Here is a 17,988-nt window from a genome sequence, read left to right on the forward strand (position 1 = left end):
TTCATGTTCATGTTCATGTTCATGTTCATGTTCATGTTCATGTTCATGTTCATGTTCATGTGAGTGCGATTCGTGCCAGGTACGCCAGAGCATCCAGCAGGCAATCAGCACAATAAGGATCCCGGAAATCAGCTGAAACCAGGGTTCTGATGTTTGAGCGTCCCAGCCGCGACCAAACCAAAGACCTGCCATTGCCACCAGCCAGACCACTGCTGTATGCGATACCGTTGCCGCTAACCCCAGCAATACTGCCTGCTTAAGCGTTCCACGTACCGCCACAATAAATGCCGCCATCATTGTTTTAGAGTGTCCCGGCTCGAGGCCGTGCAATGCGCCGAGCAGAATGGCGCTGGGTATAAAGAGCCAGGCATTGCCCTGTTGCAACAGCGAAGTGAAGTCGTTCATAACATGATCCATTATCAGAAGTTATTGTATGCTACTCCCCCCCAGTAGGCTAATACTACCCCCCAGTAGAAAAATACTCCGGGGGAGTAGGGCATGTTATGCTGTTCTTATTGTGTACTGTGGTCGTCCGTGGAAATGACCAATCAATCAAATAGTGGATCGCGTAATGTCACACACCGTTCGTCACAAGAAGATGTTATTGACTCGATTAAAGAAAATTCAGGGGCAAAATACCGCATTAGAAAAAATGCTTAATCGCGATCATGAATGCGCTGAGGTTTTACAGCAGCTTGCGGCGATCCGCGGGGCGGTCAACGGTATGATGTTGCAGGTCATCCAGGGACACTTAACGGATCACGTCGTTAAAGAGCCGGAGGAAGGCCAACGTGAAGCTGACCTTGACGTGGTCATGCAGGTGATAAAATCTTATCTGAAGTAGATTCAGGAGAGATTTTTCGCGGGCTGTTGTGAATGTGCTTTAAGGTTGTTTTCAGCCCACAGAATAAATTTCTCCTTTGGCAGCGCTTTGCTATAAAGCCACCCCTGGGCGTACAGCACCCCATGACTGCGTAGCCAGTCGCGCTGGCTTTGGGTTTCGACGCCTTCCGCGACGGTTGTCAGGTTGAGCGCTTTCGCCATTTCAATAATGTGTGGCGTTAGCGGTTTGTATTCCAACGTATCGACAAACGATTTATCGATTTTCAGGGTATCGACGTCCAGCTTTTGTAAATAGCTCAGACTGGAGTAGCCGGTACCAAAGTCATCAATGGAAATACGGTGGCCGGCCTGACGATAACCGGCGATGACGGGTAAAGTGGTTTGCGGATCGACGAAACCGCGTTCGGTAATTTCCAAAGTGATCTGCTGAGCGCTGATACCCCAGCGCTGAAGCTGCTCACGCAAAAGTATTGGCAGCGTAGGCGAACGTAAATCATCGACCGACAGATTGATCGAAATGTGTACCTCAGGGCGCTGGCGCAGCCATGCACCCAGTTCGGCAAAAATCTTCCTCACAATATCTTCGGTTAAATGGGTAATGAGTCCCGTCTGTTCGGCAAGCGGGATAAAAATATCCGGCGATAAGAAGCTCCCGTCGGGCTGCTTCCAGCGAGCAAGCGCTTCCGCACCCGCGATTTTTCCACTCTGCAACGAAATAATGGGTTGGTAATAGACCTGAATGGCATTGGCGTTCAGAGCGTCCAGCATCCCGTAACGCGGTGAACGCAATCTTCGTAGCAGGCGAATAAGCAGGAATGAGGCCAAAATACTGGTGAACAGGCCAATCGGCAGCCACAGTATCAGCTGCTGATGGAGTTTTTTCTGTAATGGCAGCGTGGATGACCAGGTGGCGATAGCCAGACCCAGCTCGGGTATACGGTGGAGGCGATAAACGGTGTTATTGAGAGTTAACGTTTCTGCATCCAGATGTTTAATTTGCGCCCAGACGGCAGTGTCGAGCGGTTTACTGCTGATAATGATTTGGTCGTGCTTCGTTCCGAACAGGAGAGTGTGAATTTCTTCCTGACCTAACGGAATCACATCGATAAATGAAACGGGGTCGATCATCACCACATGATGCTCGCTGCCCATTGCCGTCATTTTATGTTTCAGTCCCAGATCGCTAACCGATGTGAGCCAGGTGCGATAGCCATCGGCAGTAATATGGTCGGGAGGTGGAAAGATGACTGAAACTTGATGCTCTTCGAGGGAAGAGCACTGCGGAATACCATCGTGTAACCACAGAACTTCCTGTACGTAGCGGTGGGTGTAGGCAATCTGCCGCATATTGAGCAGATGCTGCGGACTGCAGGTCGCGGCGGTATGAGCATCTGCTTCTTTAAGCGCTTCTCTTGCCTGATCGGCAACCTGCTGAACGCGGGCCAGTACGCGGACGGAAAAATTATCCAGCTCGGTGTAAAACTGTGCTTTAGCTTGCTGAGTTGCCAGCCAGATGCTCAGTACGACCGGCAAAATAATGGCGAGAATCAGTACCCCTGTAACCAGACTCACCTGATGCCGGGCTGTCATGAGTATTTCCTTATTTTATCGAGGGGTTCGATGAGTATACGCGAAAGATAAAAAGAGGATTCAGCAAGCGGGATAAAAAAGGCCCGAACCGCAAGATACTCACGAATTCGGGCTAACAGTGGATGAACCGCGTCGTCCAAAATTTGAACGACGCGGAGAAAACGAGGGCTGGTATGCTGACAGTAAGGGCTATCAGCATATGTTCATATTCTAACGCACAATCATGACAATCAGATGTTGCGCTTAATGGGCATCTGGCGCGGCGATGTCAGCGCTAATCCGCAGGTCATTTTCGTCGAAGACCATGCAGTAGCGATCGTCGAACGCAACGCTGATTTTTTGCCAGGGACGGAAATGAACGTCGCCTGGCAGCAGGATTTTGACGTTATCATGGCCATAGCACTGGCCGAACAGATAGGTGTTATTGCCCAGTCTCTCAACCACTTCACATTGAAACTCAACTATGGTCCCTGTGTTCACGTTGGTTGAGAGATGTTCAGGGCGAATACCGAGCGTAACAGCGGCACCAGGCAGCAGCGGCGAGGTGGTGATATTGAGCGTCAGGTTATGGTCTTGCGCCATCTTTACGCTAAGCTGCCCCGGCTGCCATGCGGTTACTGTCGCAGGCAAGAAGTTCATTTTGGGTGAGCCGATAAACCCCGCGACGAATTTATTCACCGGGTTGTAATACAGCGACATCGGCGAGCCCATTTGTTCCACTTTGCCGTAGTTCATCACCACGATTTTGTCGGCCAGGGTCATCGCTTCAACCTGATCGTGGGTGACATAGACCATCGTGGTCTTAAGTTCATGATGCAGCTTCGCGATGTGCAGGCGCATTTCAACGCGTAGCTCGGCATCGAGGTTAGAAAGGGGCTCATCAAACATAAACACCCGTGGATTACGCACGATCGCGCGGCCGATTGCCACGCGCTGGCGCTGACCTCCGGAAAGTTGTTTAGGTTTACGATCCAGTAGATGAGAGAGTTGCAGCGTTTTCGCGACCATTTCAACCTGACGGCGAATTTCATCTTTTGGGACTTTATTGACCTTCAGGCCATAACCCATATTTTCCGCCACCGTCATATGCGGATAGAGCGCATAGGACTGGAATACCATGGCGACGCCGCGGTGGGCGGGGACGACATCATTCATCACTTCATCGCCAATCAGTACTTCACCATCGCTGACCTCTTCCAGGCCGGCAATCATCCGCAGTAGCGTCGATTTACCGCAGCCGGATGGACCAACGAAAACTGCAAATTCACCATCTTCAATATCAAGATTCACCTGATGCAGCGTCACTGTACTGCCGAACCGCTTGGTGACATTCCTCAGTCGTATATTGGACATCAACATTCCCCGGGTTAGTAGCGTTTCCTGCCGTTGGGATTTGGGCTGTGACGTATAATTTGTATAACGTGTAACAATTCAGCCGGACGATGCTCAACGACACTAAAATCATGCTGTGACTATAACTTCCAGCGTTTTAGCACCATACATTGAAGTTTCATTTCTGCAATCATGATCACACAACTGGTAGCTTTCAGTAGTTTTATCGACATTCAAAGCGTAGCGTATAACAAATCAAGAATGACGGATGTTTTGTTTATGAAGCGCCGTTTATCAATTGACTAAGGAATTACCGGAAGTCAAATTGTCCAATAAAAACCATTAAATTGTTATACCTTCACATGAGGTTGGTAATGAAAAAGAACACTCTTGCTGCACTGATCCTTACCACTCTGGCTGCCGGGCAGCTAGTGAGCCTGCAGGCGCACGCGGCCGGACAGCTCAACGTCTGGGAAGACATCAAAAAATCCGACGGCATTAAAGCTGCGGTAAATGATTTTGAAAAGCAGTTCGACGTTAAGGTTAACGTGCAGGAGATGCCGTACGCCCAGCAGCTGGAAAAGCTGCGACTTGATGGCCCGGCGGGCATCGGCCCGGATGTACTGGTTATCCCTAATGACCAGTTGGGTGGTGCGGTCGTCCAGGGGCTGCTGTCTCCTCTGACTATGGAGCAGGCGAAGCAGGAGGCTTTTACGCCTGCGTCAATCAACGCTTTCCATATGGATAACGTGCTTTATGGCGTGCCGAAAGCGGTGGAAACCCTGGTACTGATTTACAACAAAGACCTGATCGACAAGCCGCTGGATAGCCTGCAGGCGTGGTTCGACTATTCGAAAAAGCAGCGCGAAGAGGGCAAGTATGGTCTGTTGGCGAAGTTTGATCAGATCTATTACAGCTGGGGTGCTATTGGTCCGATGGGCGGCTATATCTTTGGCAAAAACGACAAAGGTGGTTTTAACCCGCAGGACGTTGGCCTGAACAAGCCCGGTGCTGTGGAAGCGGTTACCTTCCTGAAAAAATTCTACACCGATAAGGTCTTCCCGGCGGGGATCCTCGGGGACAATGGGCTGAACGCTATTGATTCCCTGTTCACAGAGAAAAAAGCGGCGGCGGTGATTAACGGTCCGTGGGCTTTCCAGCCGTATGAAGCGGCAGGCATTAATTATGGCGTTGCGCCCCTACCGATGCTGCCTGATGGCAAACCGATGAGTTCTTTCCTCGGCGTGAAGGGCTATGTGGTCTCGACGTGGAGTAAAGATAAAGCGCTGGCACAGCAGTTCATCGAATTCATCAACCAGCCGCAGTACGTGAAAGCGCGCTATATCGCGACCGGTGAAATCCCGCCGCTGAAGTCAATGATTGACGATCCGGTGATTAAGAATGATGAAAAGGCCAGCGCGGTGGCGGTGCAGTCAGCGCGTGCGACGGCGATGCCGGGGATCCCGGAAATGGGCGAAGTCTGGGGCCCGGCTAATGCCGCGCTGGAGCTTAGCCTGACCGGCAAACAAGAGCCTAAAGCGGCGCTCGATAACGCAGAGAAGCAGATCAAAATGCAAATCGAAGCGATGCAGGCCAGCAATCAGTAATCAGGTGATGTAACAGAACGGGAGGAGGCCCTCCCGTTTTCAGAAGGAGTCGTGTGTGATTATCAATCCCAGCGAAAATATCGCCGAAGCGCGTGGCGCAGGACGCCATGCGTGGTGCGGCCTGTTGCTGGCTATCGTGCCGGGTTTTGGGCAGTTTTATCATCGCCAGTGGCTGAAGGGGATTGTTTTCCTGGTGCTGCTGAGCAGTTTTATGAGCATTTTTTATGACTTTCTCAGCGAAGGCCTGTGGGGGTTATATACCCTGGGCGAGGAAGTTCCGCGGGATAACTCAATCTTCCTGCTGGCGGAAGGGATTATCAGCGTGCTGATTATCGCTTTTGGCCTGCTGGTCTATTTCCTCTCGTTACGCGATGCCTGGGTTAACGGCAAAAAGCGCGATGAGGGCATGGCGCTGAATAGCGTACGTAAGCAGTATCAGATGCTGCTTAGCGATGGTTTTCCTTATTTGATGATCACCCCCGGCTTTATTCTGCTGGTGTTTGTCGTCATCTTCCCGATTTTGTTTGGTTTTGCCATTGCCTTTACCAACTACAACCTTTACCACACGCCACCGGCGAAGCTGGTGGATTGGGTCGGGTTCAAAAACTTCATCAACATCTTCACATTGTCCATCTGGCGCTCAACCTTCTTTGATGTGCTGCAGTGGACGGTGGTGTGGACTCTGCTGGCGACGACGTTGCAATGTACCGTCGGCGTGCTGCTGGCGATTCTGGTCAACCAGAAAGACCTGCGCTTTAAGCCGATGATTCGTACTATTTTTATTCTGCCGTGGGCGGTGCCTGGATTCGTGACGATTCTGGTTTTTGCCGGGATGTTTAACGATTCATTCGGGGTAATTAACAACGCTATTTTGTCCTTCTTCGGCATCAGCCCGAAGGCGTGGTTGACCGACCCGTTCTGGACTAAGACTGCATTGATCATGATGCAAACCTGGCTGGGCTTCCCGTTTGTTTTCGCCATGACTACCGGCGTACTGCAGGCGATTCCGGACGATCTTTATGAAGCGGCCACGATGGATGGGGCCAGCGCGTTTACCCGCCTGCGGACGATCACTCTGCCGCTGGTGTTGTACTCCATTGCGCCGATCATCATCACCCAGTACACCTTCAACTTTAACAACTTCAACATCATCTATCTGTTCAACAACGGTGGACCGGCGGTGGCGGGGTCTAATGCTGGCGGTACGGATATCCTGGTGTCGTGGATCTACAAATTGACGATGTCGTCTTCGCAATATGCCATCGCGGCCACCATTACGATCCTGCTGTCGATTTTTGTCGTTGGTCTGGCGTTGTGGCAGTTCCGCGCCACGAAATCCTTCAAAAATGACGATATGGCGTAAGGGAAGCAACATGGCTAAATCACCGAGTATTAAACGCGAAAAGTGGATTCGCCTGTCACTGACCTGGCTGGTGGTCATCCTGGTATCAACGATTATTATTTATCCGCTGGTCTGGACGGTAGGGGCGTCACTGAATGCCGGGAATAGTCTGCTGAGTACGTCGATTATTCCTGAGAACCTGTCATTTCAGCACTATGCAGACCTGTTTAATGGCAATGTGAACTACCTGACCTGGTACTGGAACTCGATGAAAATCAGTTTCATGACCATGGTGCTGACCCTCATCAGCGTGAGCTTTACTGCCTATGCGTTCTCCCGTTTTCGTTTTAAAGGACGGCAGAACGGGCTGATGCTGTTCCTGCTGCTGCAGATGATCCCGCAGTTCTCAGCGCTGATTGCGATCTTTGTTCTTTCGCAGTTGTTGGGGCTGATCAATAGTCATCTGGCGCTGGTGCTGATCTACGTTGGCGGCATGATCCCGATGAATACCTGGCTTATGAAGGGGTATCTGGATGCGATCCCTAAAGATCTGGATGAGTCCGCACGTATGGATGGTGCCAGCAGCTTCCGTATCTTTTCCGAAATCATCATGCCGCTGTCAAAACCGATTCTGGCGGTGGTTGCGCTATTTTCATTTACCGGCCCATTGGGAGATTTCATTCTCTCCAGCACCATCTTGCGCACCCCGGATAAGTACACGCTACCGATTGGCCTGTACAACCTGGTAGCGCAGAAAATGGGTGCCAGCTACACCACTTATGCAGCGGGCGCGGTACTGATTGCCGTCCCGGTAGCGATTCTTTACCTGGCGCTGCAAAAGTACTTTGTTTCCGGCCTCACCTCTGGCAGTACAAAAGGATAACTTCATGAAAAGATTAACACCCGCGTGGCTTGCTGTTTCTCTGGCATGCTGTTTTTCAGCCAGTACGCTGGCGGCAGATGCGCTGCAAACAAAAGCTTTTAACAATATGCCCGCTGATTTTATTAAAGGGGCGGATATTTCCACGTTGCTGGATGCTGAAAAGCACGGCGCAAAGTTTTTTAACCACAACAACCAGCAGCAGGATCCTATCGCAATTCTGAAGGCCGACGGCGTGAACTATGTTCGCCTGCGTCTGTGGGTTGATCCTAAAGATGCTCAGGGTCAGGGCTACGGTGGCGGTGATAACGATCTGGCGGCAACGCTGGCGCTGGCAAAGCGTGCAAAAGCACAGGGCATGAAGCTGCTGCTGGATTTCCATTACAGTGACTTCTGGACCGATCCGGGTAAGCAGTTCAAGCCTAAAGCCTGGGAGAAAATGGACTACCCACAGCTGAAAACCACCATCCACGACTACACTCGCGACACGATTGCCCGCTTTAAACAGGAGGGCGTGCTGCCGGATATGGTGCAGATCGGCAACGAGATTAACGGCGGTATGCTGTGGCCGGAGGGCAAAAGCTGGGGGCAGGGCGGCGGCGAATTCGATCGCCTGGCGGGACTGCTTAATGCTGCCATTGACGGCCTGAAGGAGAACCTCACCGGCGGCGAGCAAGTCAAAATCATGCTTCATCTGGCTGAAGGGACCAAAAATGACACCTTCCGCTGGTGGTTTGATGAAATCAGCAAGCGTAACGTGCCTTACGACATCATTGGCCTGTCGATGTATACCTATTGGAATGGACCGATTAGCGCGTTGAAAGCCAATATGGACGATATCAGCAAGCGCTATAACAAAGACGTGATTGTGGTTGAAGCCGCTTACGCTTATACCCTGGATAACTGCGATAATGCCGAAAATAGTTTTCAGGCAAAAGAGGAAAAGGATGGCGGTTATCCTGCTACCGTGCAGGGGCAATATAATTATATTCACGATTTAATGCAGGCCGTGGCTGACGTTCCGGAACATCGTGGTAAAGGTATCTTTTATTGGGAGCCGACATGGATTGCCGTACCGGGAAATACCTGGGCGACGCCTGCCGGAATGAAATATATCCACGATGAGTGGAAAGAAGGTAATGCCCGGGAAAATCAGGCTCTATTTGATTGTCAGGGGAAAGCATTGCCGTCAATGAAAGTATTTAATTAATTATTCAGCTTTAAACTTCAGGATGTTTATTATGAAAAAATTTGCGCCTTTGAGTCCTAAGGTTAATGCGCTATTGCATGGCGCTGACTATAACCCGGAGCAGTGGGAGAATTATCCCGATATTATCGACAAAGATATTGCCATGATGCAGCAGGCAAAATGTAATGTGATGTCGGTGGGGATATTTAGCTGGGCGAAGCTTGAACCTCAGGAAGGCGTATTTGAGTTTGGCTGGCTGGACAGTATTCTCGATAAACTGTATGCCGCCGGAATTCATGTCTATCTCGCCACCCCAAGCGGCGCGCGTCCGGCGTGGATGTCGCAGAAGTATCCTCAGGTGCTACGCGTTGGTCGCGATCGGGTGCCTGCGCTGCACGGTGGACGCCATAACCACTGTATGTCGTCACCGGTTTATCGTGAGAAAACCTTGAAAATCAATACGCTGCTGGCGGAGCGTTATTCGCAGCACCCGGCGGTGCTGGGCTGGCATATCTCCAACGAATACGGCGGTGAGTGCCACTGTAGCCTGTGCCAGGAGCGTTTCCGAGACTGGCTGAAGGCGCGTTATGAAACGCTGGATAACCTCAATCATGCCTGGTGGAGCGCCTTCTGGAGCCACACCTATAGCGACTGGTCGCAGATTGAATCTCCGGCACCGCAAGGAGAAGTCTCAATTCATGGTCTGAACCTTGACTGGCATCGTTTCAACACCGCGCAGGTGACTGACTTCTGCCACCATGAGGTTGCCCCTCTGAAAGCAGCGAATGCTGAACTGCCGGTGACAACCAACTTCATGGAGTATTTTTACGATTACGACTACTGGCAGTTGGCGCAGGCGCTGGACTTCATCTCGTGGGATAGCTATCCCATGTGGCACCGTGACAAAGATGAAACCACCCTGGCCTGCTATACCGCCATGTATCACGACATGATGCGCAGCCTGAAGGGTGGTAAACCGTTTGTCTTGATGGAGTCCACGCCGAGCGCAACCAACTGGCAGCCGACCAGCAAGCTGAAAAAGCCGGGAATGCATATTCTTTCTTCTATGCAGGCCGTCGCACACGGTGCTGATTCGGTACAGTACTTCCAGTGGCGTAAGAGCCGTGGCTCAGTAGAGAAGTTCCACGGGGCTATTATCGATCACGTAGGCCACCTGGATACTCGAGTAGGCCGTGAAGTGACTAAGCTCGGCGATATGTTAAGCAAGTTACCGGGCGTGGTGGGTTGCCGGACGGATGCGAAAGTGGCGATTATCTTCGACCAGCAAAACCGCTGGGCGCTGGATGATGCTCAGGGACCGCGTAATCTCGGGATGGAGTATGAAAATACCGTCAACGAACACTATCGTCCATTCTGGGAGCAGGGGATCGCCGTCGATATTATCGATGCGGATGTTGACCTGAGCGCCTATCAGCTGGTTATTGCACCTATGTTGTACATGGTACGCGAGGGATTTGCTGAGCGCGCCGAAGATTTCGTCGCCAACGGTGGTCACTTAGTTACAACATACTGGACGGGTATCGTTAACGAGTCCGATCTCTGCCACTTAGGTGGTTTCCCTGGTCCTCTGCGTAAACTGCTGGGCATTTGGGCGGAAGAGATCGACTGCCTGAACGATGGCGAACGCAATCTGGTGCAGGGACTGGCAGGGAATGAAGGCGGGTTGCAGGGACCTTACCAGGTTCGTCATCTGTGTGAACTGATTCATACTGAAACGGCGCAGCCGTTGGCGACATACCGCGATGATTTTTATGCCGGAAGACCGGCAGTCACCGTCAACCACTTTGGTAAAGGCAAGGCCTGGCATGTTGCTTCGCGCAACGATCTGGCTTTTCAGCGAGATTTCTTCAACACCATAAGTAAAGAATTGGCGCTGCCGCGTGCGGTTGAGGCTGATTTCCCTCCGGGCGTGGTAGCGACAGCACGCACGGATGGTGAAACCACGTATGTATTCCTGCAAAACTACAGCGCGCAACAGCATAGCGTAACCCTGCCGCAAGGCTATCAGGACAGCCTCACCGGCACGGTTCTGAATGCGCCGTTGGCCTTAAATGCATGGGACTGCCGTATTCTTAGTCGTCACGCGTAATTTCTCTCTACCCGCGCCTGCTCCTGCGAGCAGGCGTTTTTTTATCTGCTTATCAGGAGTCTATTATGGTGAGTTTAAAATCCTTTCTGAATTACTTCTCCCAGCCTCGTCCGGCGGTATCTTTGAGTCAGGTGGAACAACAGCAAATTGAGCATTTAATTCAGGCTTTCGGCGGCGAGGCCAATATTATTAATGTCGATGCTTGTATTACCCGCCTACGCGTCACGGTGAATAATCTGGCGGTTGTTGATTCTCAGGCATTACAGCAGCAGGGAGCGCTTGGGGTTATTATTCTTGGGCAGCAGGTGCATGCTATTTTTGGTAAACAGTCGGATGCATTGCGACAATTACTAGATGAACACTTTGCTAACCGTAAATAAAATAAAAACGGGATAACTCAATAAAGGGTTATCCCGAAAGTAAAGCAGGTGTTCAATGGCAATAATCATTACCGGAGGGTAATTAACGGCCTTACAGTTGGAGATGAAACGGTTTACATCTTATTACCACCAGGCTTCTACCTGTACGCCAAAGTTCCACGTATTATTGGCAGTCTGATCTTCGAATGGTTTGCCATTTTCAGAATCATTCAAATATGAAGCGAAGATACGCAGTTCCGGGCGTGACATAAAGTCAGGGCCATCGGCCAGGCCCAGCGCAATAGTGTATTTTTCACCGGCCTGTTTGTATTCGGTGTTGTTCTTGTAGCTGTCTTTTTGATAGAAACCGCCCACCTCACCAATCAGGCGCACGTACTCGGTAAACTGATATTGCCCGCGAGCGACCAGCGACAGCATACGCGTTTTATCCGTGTACTCGGTTATGTTGTCTGCAGAGCCCCATGTCAGGACATGGTTAATGGAGAACTTGTCGGTAATCGGGATTAAACCGGTGTTGATAACGCGGTAGCCGGTAGCGTCGTTGACGTAGTTCCACATGTCGTACCAACCGCCGCCCTGGGAGACCATATTCTGCGCCAGCCCTTTGTTGGCGTATTGCAGCACCATTTTGTTGTAACCACCCAGCATATCCTGGCTAATCTCACCGGTTAGCATGACGCCATTTTCAGCATCATACAGCCCGCCGTAAGTGTCCTGCTTTTTGGTGGTATTCGGCATCGCGTAGTCGATACCAAATTCAGTCCACGATCCGGACCATGGCTTCCAGCCTGCGTAGCGCAGATCGAGGTAGTTAATATTGACGTTGCTATCACCATCGACGCGGTAATCGACGTCGTTAGCATCGCCGCGGATCCAGGCAAATGAGACGGCGCCCGGGCCGAGCGTATAGTTTTCGATTCCCGCACCGGATCCGGAAATGTTCCAGTATTTGGTATCGATGATGTGCAGATCGTGGCGTTGATAGTAGCGTTTACCGCCCCAAATCACCGCGTTTGGATCGCCGGGGACCAGGCCTTTGATCTGCAGGTTTAGCTGGCGCAGGCCGAATTGCGCATCGTCATCCAGTGTGGTTTCGTTATCATTGGAGCCGTCAGAAACCATACTGACCATGCTATCAAGATAGAAGCTAACATCATTCTTTTTGTAGACCTCTGAACCTAACTCCAGCTCGCCGTAGGTATCGGACTCGTTACCCAGACGACCAATTTTATTCTTTTGCCATTCGGCCTGGCTACCGTCACCGGAGACCCCAACCCCGGCGCGCATATAACCATGAAAATCGATACCCGGAAGGGTGGCGGAAGCAGCAAACACGGATGGTGAAATCAGCGCAGCGGCCAACGCAACGGAGAGTGTGCGCAGCGTAGTGTTCATGTCTATCCTCTTATTTTTTTGTATTACGTTCACATAACTTGTGTCATGAAATGCCTAAACCATAATTCAGGCAATTTAATGATCTTAATAGTGTGATTAACTGCAAATAAATAAGCAGGTTTTGTTACGAGTAGTGAGTCTATTCACAATTTGTTGTATTGTGAGCGTCATACTTTTATTGGTTGTTGTTGCTCAGGGGATGCGGCAATGAGCGTTTTTTCAAATTGCCCCTGTTACAATCCAGGGATAACAACATAAGGAACCGGACCATGAAGTCTAAAAGCGCGACCTTAGAAGACGTTGCTCGCCATGCGGGCGTCTCCTATCAGACCGTGTCCAGGGTACTCAACAAGTCTGCTAATGTATCCAAAGCCACGCGCAGCAAGGTGGAGAAATCCATTGAAGAGCTACGCTATGTCCCTAACCGTCTGGCGCAACAGCTGGTAGGTAAGCAAAGCCATACCGTGGGATTGGTCACCATTTCCCTCGCATTGCACGCACCTTCCCAGGTAGCCGCAGCGGTAAAACGCTACGCGAACGTTGAGGGCTATCAGGTGCTCATCTCAATGATTGATGAGAGCGTCAACCAAAGTATTCAAGAATCTATTAACGAGCTGAAGTCTCAGCTGGTGGATAAGGTTATTATTAACGTGCCTCTGGAGACCGAACAGGCCCAGAAAATAGCCACTGACAACGATGATATTGTCTGTCTTTTTTTAGATGTCGATCCCTACAGTTCTGTGTTTAACGTTTCGTTTAACCCGGCGGATGGCACCCGAGCGAGCGTCAAATATCTCTATGAAATGGGGCATCGGGACATCGCGCTGCTGGCCGGGCCGGAAAGCTCGGTATCGGCAAAGCTACGTTTGAAAAGCTGGATGGAAACACTTGAGGGCTATGGCCTGCAACCTGTTACAGTTGTTCGTGGCAACTGGGATGCACAGAGTGGTTACGCCGGTGCGCTGCAAATGCTGCGCGAGACACCGAACTTCACCGCAGTGCTGGTGGGAAACGATCAGATGGCATTGGGTGTCCTGAGCGCTTTTCATCAGCATCAGGTGCCGATCCCGGGGGAGAAATCGGTGATTGGTTACGATGATACCTATGAAAGTTCATTCTTCTATCCGGCGCTGACGACTGTTTCGCTAGACCTCGATTTACAAGGTAAAGAGGCTGTGCGCCGCATCCTTGATAGCGGTGATAACGAAACGCTGCATACTTCCTCTATTCTCCCCGCACGACTGGTTATTCGCCATTCTACCGGGCCGAAAACGGAGCCCGGTAAAGATCTGCAGTCCATAGCCGAACAGCTGCGGGCGTTAGCGCATCAGCTGAATCCCTAATCTGCAACGGGCGGCCTGCGTCGCCCATTACCCTTTTCGTTCTCATGGTTGATCTTTGTATTAACTCGGCGTACCGTATTGTTATGTTATAACGTAATGATCGAGGTCGCTATGAAACCCAACATTCATCCGCACTATCGTACCGTGGTCTTTTACGACACCAGTGCCAACGAATTCTTTAAAGTCGGTTCAACCATCAGGACCGAGCGTGAGATTGAGCTCGAAGGTGAGACGTATCCGTACGTGACGCTTGATGTGTCATCCAAATCGCATCCGTATTACACCGGTAAACAGAAGGCTTTCAATAATGAAGGCAGCACCGCACGCTTCCGCCAGCGCTTCGGTGGTTTTATCGATGCGAAAAGGAGCAAATAATGCAGGTACTCAACTCGTTACGTAGCGCCAAACAGCGCCACCCGGATTGTCAGATAGTTAAGCGCAAAGGGCGGCTGTACGTGATCTGCAAAAGCAATCCCCGCTTTAAAGCCGTGCAGGGACGTAAGAAAAGACGTTAACTTACCCGTTTGCGGAAGCTCTCCAGCGTGCGCAACTGTTGGCCGTCGTTGAAGTTGTCGGCGGCCAGCCACTGCTGCATAGCGTTATCAATCTGAGGCCATTCGTCATCGATAATGGAAAACCAGTCGGTATCGCGGTTGTGGCCTTTTATCACCAGAGCCTGACGAAAACGCCCCTCATACTGAAACCCCAGACGTAGCGCCGCCCGGCGTGAGGGTTCGTTCAGGCTGTTACATTTCCATTCATAGCGGCGGTAGCCGAGAATATCAAAAACGTAACGCATCAGCAGCCACTGCGCTTCGGTTGCCATCGCCGTCCGGCTTAGTAACGGTGAGAAGTGGACATGACCGACTTCAACAACGCCGTTTTTTGCATCAATTCTCATCAGCGCCAACGACCCGACGGGGAGACCTGTCCGCCCGTCAATCACCGCAAAGTGAATGGGGTCGGCCAGTCCGGCAACGCTATCAATCCACGTACGGTACTCCTCAATGCTGTTATCTGGTTCGCGCAGCAACCATGTCCAACTGCGTGTATCTGGGGCTAGCTGGTGGGCGGCGAATAGTGCGCTGGCGTGTTGTGTACTTAAAGGCTCAAGGTGGCAAAAACGCCCTTGCAGATTTTGTTTTTCGGGGTGGGGCCGAGGTTGCCAATCGGGCAGGGCAGTACCAACAGGTTGATTAAACTGGTTAAGGAGGCTCATGCGGTTTTCCTTGTTTGGTCGAATGCAATGAGATTAAGAGCTTATTGGTTCTATAAAAAGTACCAAGGGTGTATGTTTTTATGGTGCCACGAGGAGCCGCGATGAATATTCCAGACGATGCGTTTTTTACTTTGTTGGAGCACGGCCTGCGCAGTAGAGGGTGTGAAACCTTGCAGCGTGCGCTGTATCAACTGCTGCGTGAGGCCGTTTTGCAGGGGCGACTGGCAGGCAATAGCCGTTTACCAGGTTCACGTGCTATGGCTCAGCGGTTAGGGCTTTCGCGTAACACGATCAACAGCGCGCTTGAGCAATTGGCCATCGAGGGCTATTTGCTACGCAGCCGTCAGGGGACGCACGTAGCGCCTTTGACGTCTCAGGGGGAGCGTGATGTTGAGGTGCACGCAATCGCGCTTCCCGAGCGCTTACAGGGGTTGCCTGGGGGCATGCGGCGTGATTCGCCCACGTTGCTCTTTACGCCGGGAATGCCTGCGGTTAACTATTTTCCTCTTCCCCTCTGGCGTCGGCTTCTCGACAGAATATTGCGTGAAGAGGGGACCGCGTTGCTGGGCTATGGTGACCCGCAAGGTGAACCTGCTCTGCGCGAGGCGATTGCCCGCCATCTGGCGCTATCGCGAGGGATTCGCTGCGATGTCCGACAAATTGTGATTACGGAGGGTGCACTGGAAGGTATCAATTTATGCACGCATCTGCTGGGCGAAACTGGGGATACCGCCTGGGTGGAAGAACCTGGCTACCTGGGGGTAAAAAGTATGTTTCTCAAAGCCGGGCTTCATATGAAAGGTGTACCAGTGGATTGTGAAGGCATGCGGCCTGATATGAGTGATGAGAGTAAGGCCCCGCGATTGATCTTCACTTCACCTTCACATCAATATCCCTATGGCGCAGTCATGAGCGCAGGGCGACGACTGGCGTTACTGGAGTATGCACGCCAGCATAATACGTGGATTATTGAAGATGATTATGACAGCGAGTTTCGCTACAGCGGCGAACCGATTCCGGCAATGTTGGGAATGGTCAAACAGGCACCGGTAGTGTATCTCGGGACTTTCAGCAAAACGTTGTTTCCCGCGCTACGCATTGGCTTTGTGGTGATGCCCTCGGCGTTGGCTGATGCGGCTCAGGGAGCGATTGGTGCACTATTGCGCGGTGGACACAGGGTGGAGCAGCGGGCGTTGGCGTTATTTATCGAAGAGGGACATTACGCGCGCCATCTTGCGGCCATGCGTCGTTTGTATCGTAAACGTCAGCAGCAATTACGGGAGGTTTTGGCAGAGGAGCTTAAGGTACCTTATGAGCTCTTTGGTGGAGAAGGTGGGTTGCATTTGACGGTCGCTATCGAAGGCATTGATGATGAAGCACTTGTTCAGTTGGCTCGCCAGTTTCAGCAGGCACCAGCGGCATTAAGCCGTTTTTATCTTGATGTTAAAAATGCGAAAAGTGGACTGGTTTTGGGCTACGGTAATACGTCCGCTTCGCATTTCATTCCTGCGGTGCGGACGCTAAATCGTCTTATTACGCAGTGCCGGCGCGGGTAAGGGAAAACACATCGTAAAACGAAAGTTCACCCTTGGTATCGACCATTTTTTGCAACTGAGCCTTTTGTTCACCGGCGACGCGTGGTGATTGCAGGATTCTCTCTATCAATTGGTCAGGGACGTACCGCGTGTTATACCACTCGCCGTTGTAACAAACGCGAAAGTCCAGAACATCAATGTCTTCATAGCGATAGCGCGGATAGACGTCAAAGAAGAAGAAGCCGTTGAGCAGGACGAACAGCACGATTAACAGCCAGACAGAATCTACCAATGTTTCTGAACGTAGCATCACGGTGAGCGTAGCCAGGAAGGCGGCATACATTGCGACAAACAGCCATGGATGATTGCGAATAAAGCTAATACTAAAACGCGGACGGTTGTCGCGTTTCTCCTTTACATTAAGCTCATCAATGGTGTTCTTCAGCAGCAGCTGTATTTCTGTCATCTTATTCCCCAAATTCTGCTAAGAGCCCGGATGCATGCTTGAAGAACAAGATGCAATTTGGGCTCAGCCTGAAGGCTATTTTATGTTGCGTAAATCACAGGGAAAAGTAACAGATCAGTTGCGAAAAAGCATAACAGTTACAGTCCTTCGCTTGGCAGCATTTTTATGATTTGTGCCGGGTTTCCGCCAACGACGGCATTCGCGGGGACATTTTTCACTACCACGGAGCCGGACGCAATGACGGCATTGTCGCCAATCGTGATTCCGGGATTGATGACTGCCCGACCGCCAATCCAGACATTGTGACCGATGACCACCGGTTTGCCGTACTCTTTACCGCTGTTGCGTTCGATGGCATCCAGTGGATGAGTTGCGGTGTAGATATGCACGCCGGGAGCCAGCATACAGTTATCACCAATATGAATTGGGCAGACATCCAGCATGACGCAATCAAAGTTAGCGTAGAAATTTTTACCCGGGAAAATATTGTAACCATAGTCACAGCGGAAGGTGGGTTCAATATAGGCATCATTAGCTTGACCAAAGAGATCGGCCAGTAATGATTTGCGTAATTCATGCTCTTCCGGTGCTGAAAGATTGTAACGATGCAGCAGTTGCCTGGCACGCAGACGGTCTGCTTGTAAGGTAGCATCACCGGGTAGATACGGCTCTCCGGCAATCATTTTATGTTTCTCTTCACTCATGGGGCTTTCCTTATCGTAAATGCCGCCATAGTATAAAAAGAAACCGGTTTCAT

Annotated in this window: 18 protein-coding genes and 1 pseudogene; 12 read left to right on the plus strand and 7 right to left on the minus strand. The window is 51.1% G+C overall.

The window, feature by feature from the left end; all coding sequences use genetic code 11:
• Positions 1-405: nickel/cobalt efflux transporter (locus QVF11_RS02550; protein WP_287855152.1), on the minus strand; the 405-nt coding region annotated here is incomplete at its 3' end.
• A 166-nt stretch (positions 406-571) separates the two neighbouring features.
• On the opposite strand from QVF11_RS02550, the gene QVF11_RS02555 reads away from it, so the two are divergent.
• The gene (locus QVF11_RS02555) at positions 572-844 is read left to right on the plus strand and encodes a metal-sensing transcriptional repressor (protein WP_112214158.1); all 273 of its coding nucleotides are present in this window, start codon (positions 572-574) and stop codon (positions 842-844) included.
• 2 nt (positions 845-846) lie between these two features.
• Here the strand turns inward: QVF11_RS02555 and QVF11_RS02560 are convergent, their stop codons facing one another.
• Both QVF11_RS02560 and QVF11_RS02565 read right to left on the minus strand, forming a co-directional pair.
• Positions 847-2,433 (minus strand): EAL domain-containing protein, encoded by a 1,587-nt coding sequence (locus tag QVF11_RS02560; protein ID WP_112214159.1) that lies wholly within the window; start codon positions 2,431-2,433, stop codon positions 847-849.
• Between the two features lie 243 nt (positions 2,434-2,676).
• Positions 2,677-3,786, minus strand: coding sequence for an ABC transporter ATP-binding protein (locus QVF11_RS02565; protein WP_142512176.1), 1,110 nt, complete (start codon positions 3,784-3,786; stop codon positions 2,677-2,679).
• A 353-nt stretch (positions 3,787-4,139) separates the two neighbouring features.
• Between QVF11_RS02565 and QVF11_RS02570 the strand changes: the two genes are divergently transcribed.
• The 6 genes from QVF11_RS02570 to QVF11_RS02595 all read left to right on the plus strand — a co-directional run bounded on the left by QVF11_RS02570 (position 4,140) and on the right by QVF11_RS02595 (position 11,273).
• Positions 4,140-5,372, plus strand: coding sequence for an extracellular solute-binding protein (locus QVF11_RS02570; RefSeq protein ID WP_142512175.1), 1,233 nt, complete (start codon positions 4,140-4,142; stop codon positions 5,370-5,372).
• 55 nt (positions 5,373-5,427) lie between these two features.
• Complete coding sequence (locus tag QVF11_RS02575) at positions 5,428-6,735, plus strand: carbohydrate ABC transporter permease (RefSeq protein ID WP_112214162.1); 1,308 nt, start codon at positions 5,428-5,430, stop codon at positions 6,733-6,735.
• Between the two features lie 10 nt (positions 6,736-6,745).
• Positions 6,746-7,597 (plus strand): sugar ABC transporter permease, encoded by an 852-nt coding sequence (locus tag QVF11_RS02580; protein WP_287855153.1) that lies wholly within the window; start codon positions 6,746-6,748, stop codon positions 7,595-7,597.
• A 4-nt stretch (positions 7,598-7,601) separates the two neighbouring features.
• Positions 7,602-8,804 carry a glycoside hydrolase family 53 protein gene (locus QVF11_RS02585; RefSeq protein ID WP_112214164.1) on the plus strand — a complete coding sequence of 401 codons (1,203 nt, stop codon included), beginning with the start codon at positions 7,602-7,604 and terminating at the stop codon, positions 8,802-8,804.
• Between the two features lie 31 nt (positions 8,805-8,835).
• Positions 8,836-10,893: a beta-galactosidase gene (locus QVF11_RS02590; RefSeq protein WP_287855154.1), complete on the plus strand. Its 2,058-nt coding sequence runs from the start codon at positions 8,836-8,838 to the stop codon at positions 10,891-10,893.
• 65 nt (positions 10,894-10,958) lie between these two features.
• Positions 10,959-11,273, plus strand: coding sequence for a glucose PTS transporter subunit EIIB (locus QVF11_RS02595; protein ID WP_112214166.1), 315 nt, complete (start codon positions 10,959-10,961; stop codon positions 11,271-11,273).
• Positions 11,274-11,396: 123 nt separating this feature from the next.
• Here the strand turns inward: QVF11_RS02595 and QVF11_RS02600 are convergent, their stop codons facing one another.
• Positions 11,397-12,668 (minus strand): maltoporin, encoded by a 1,272-nt coding sequence (locus QVF11_RS02600; RefSeq protein ID WP_112214167.1) that lies wholly within the window; start codon positions 12,666-12,668, stop codon positions 11,397-11,399.
• A gap of 269 nt (positions 12,669-12,937) precedes the next feature.
• On the opposite strand from QVF11_RS02600, the gene QVF11_RS02605 reads away from it, so the two are divergent.
• The 3 genes from QVF11_RS02605 to ykgO all read left to right on the plus strand — a co-directional run bounded on the left by QVF11_RS02605 (position 12,938) and on the right by ykgO (position 14,526).
• Entirely contained in the window at positions 12,938-14,011 is a 1,074-nt protein-coding gene (locus QVF11_RS02605; RefSeq protein ID WP_142512174.1) for a LacI family DNA-binding transcriptional regulator, read from the plus strand.
• Between the two features lie 111 nt (positions 14,012-14,122).
• Positions 14,123-14,386: a type B 50S ribosomal protein L31 gene (locus QVF11_RS02610; protein WP_287855155.1), complete on the plus strand. Its 264-nt coding sequence runs from the start codon at positions 14,123-14,125 to the stop codon at positions 14,384-14,386.
• Positions 14,386-14,526, plus strand: a complete 141-nt coding sequence (ykgO, locus tag QVF11_RS02615; protein ID WP_003859006.1) for a type B 50S ribosomal protein L36 — start codon at positions 14,386-14,388, stop codon at positions 14,524-14,526. The genes QVF11_RS02610 and ykgO overlap by 1 nt, the downstream gene beginning before the upstream one ends.
• On the opposite strand, the gene QVF11_RS02620 is transcribed toward ykgO, so the two are convergent.
• Positions 14,523-15,230 carry a GNAT family N-acetyltransferase gene (locus QVF11_RS02620; RefSeq protein ID WP_112214169.1) on the minus strand — a complete coding sequence of 236 codons (708 nt, stop codon included), beginning with the start codon at positions 15,228-15,230 and terminating at the stop codon, positions 14,523-14,525. The genes ykgO and QVF11_RS02620 overlap by 4 nt on opposite strands.
• A gap of 101 nt (positions 15,231-15,331) precedes the next feature.
• On the opposite strand from QVF11_RS02620, the gene pdxR reads away from it, so the two are divergent.
• Positions 15,332-16,786 (plus strand): MocR-like pyridoxine biosynthesis transcription factor PdxR, encoded by a 1,455-nt coding sequence (gene pdxR / locus QVF11_RS02625; RefSeq protein WP_287855156.1) that lies wholly within the window; start codon positions 15,332-15,334, stop codon positions 16,784-16,786.
• Here the strand turns inward: pdxR and QVF11_RS02630 are convergent.
• The gene (locus QVF11_RS02630; protein WP_287855157.1) at positions 16,764-17,231 is read right to left on the minus strand and encodes a YlaC family protein; all 468 of its coding nucleotides are present in this window, start codon (positions 17,229-17,231) and stop codon (positions 16,764-16,766) included. The two genes, pdxR and QVF11_RS02630, sit on opposite strands and share 23 nt — an antisense overlap.
• A gap of 61 nt (positions 17,232-17,292) precedes the next feature.
• Between QVF11_RS02630 and QVF11_RS02635 the strand changes: the two are divergent.
• Positions 17,293-17,400: pseudogene (locus tag QVF11_RS02635) on the plus strand (hypothetical protein); the annotation flags it as partial.
• Here QVF11_RS02635 and maa read toward each other — a convergent pair.
• Positions 17,369-17,935 carry a maltose O-acetyltransferase gene (gene maa, locus QVF11_RS02640; RefSeq protein WP_112214172.1) on the minus strand — a complete coding sequence of 189 codons (567 nt, stop codon included), beginning with the start codon at positions 17,933-17,935 and terminating at the stop codon, positions 17,369-17,371. The pseudogene QVF11_RS02635 and the gene maa sit on opposite strands and share 32 nt — an antisense overlap.
• Positions 17,936-17,988: the final 53 nt, after the last annotated feature.

This window comes from Klebsiella sp., assembly GCF_027492335.1.
GTDB lineage: Bacteria > Pseudomonadota > Gammaproteobacteria > Enterobacterales > Enterobacteriaceae > Klebsiella > Klebsiella huaxiensis.

Excerpts from the sequence above, each read along its gene's own strand:
- QVF11_RS02555 (WP_112214158.1), top strand. The coding sequence starts at position 572 with ATGTCACACACCGTTCGTCACAAGAAGATGTTATTGACTCGATTAAAG.
- QVF11_RS02560 (WP_112214159.1), bottom strand. The coding sequence starts at position 2,433 with ATGACAGCCCGGCATCAGGTGAGTCTGGTTACAGGGGTACTGATTCTC.
- QVF11_RS02565 (WP_142512176.1), bottom strand. The coding sequence starts at position 3,786 with ATGTCCAATATACGACTGAGGAATGTCACCAAGCGGTTCGGCAGTACA.
- QVF11_RS02570 (WP_142512175.1), top strand. The coding sequence starts at position 4,140 with ATGAAAAAGAACACTCTTGCTGCACTGATCCTTACCACTCTGGCTGCC.
- QVF11_RS02580 (WP_287855153.1), top strand. The coding sequence starts at position 6,746 with ATGGCTAAATCACCGAGTATTAAACGCGAAAAGTGGATTCGCCTGTCA.
- QVF11_RS02585 (WP_112214164.1), top strand. The coding sequence starts at position 7,602 with ATGAAAAGATTAACACCCGCGTGGCTTGCTGTTTCTCTGGCATGCTGT.
- QVF11_RS02590 (WP_287855154.1), top strand. The coding sequence starts at position 8,836 with ATGAAAAAATTTGCGCCTTTGAGTCCTAAGGTTAATGCGCTATTGCAT.
- QVF11_RS02595 (WP_112214166.1), top strand. The coding sequence starts at position 10,959 with ATGGTGAGTTTAAAATCCTTTCTGAATTACTTCTCCCAGCCTCGTCCG.
- QVF11_RS02600 (WP_112214167.1), bottom strand. The coding sequence starts at position 12,668 with ATGAACACTACGCTGCGCACACTCTCCGTTGCGTTGGCCGCTGCGCTG.
- QVF11_RS02605 (WP_142512174.1), top strand. The coding sequence starts at position 12,938 with ATGAAGTCTAAAAGCGCGACCTTAGAAGACGTTGCTCGCCATGCGGGC.
- QVF11_RS02610 (WP_287855155.1), top strand. The coding sequence starts at position 14,123 with ATGAAACCCAACATTCATCCGCACTATCGTACCGTGGTCTTTTACGAC.
- ykgO (WP_003859006.1), top strand. The coding sequence starts at position 14,386 with ATGCAGGTACTCAACTCGTTACGTAGCGCCAAACAGCGCCACCCGGAT.
- QVF11_RS02620 (WP_112214169.1), bottom strand. The coding sequence starts at position 15,230 with ATGAGCCTCCTTAACCAGTTTAATCAACCTGTTGGTACTGCCCTGCCC.
- pdxR (WP_287855156.1), top strand. The coding sequence starts at position 15,332 with ATGAATATTCCAGACGATGCGTTTTTTACTTTGTTGGAGCACGGCCTG.
- QVF11_RS02630 (WP_287855157.1), bottom strand. The coding sequence starts at position 17,231 with ATGACAGAAATACAGCTGCTGCTGAAGAACACCATTGATGAGCTTAAT.
- maa (WP_112214172.1), bottom strand. The coding sequence starts at position 17,935 with ATGAGTGAAGAGAAACATAAAATGATTGCCGGAGAGCCGTATCTACCC.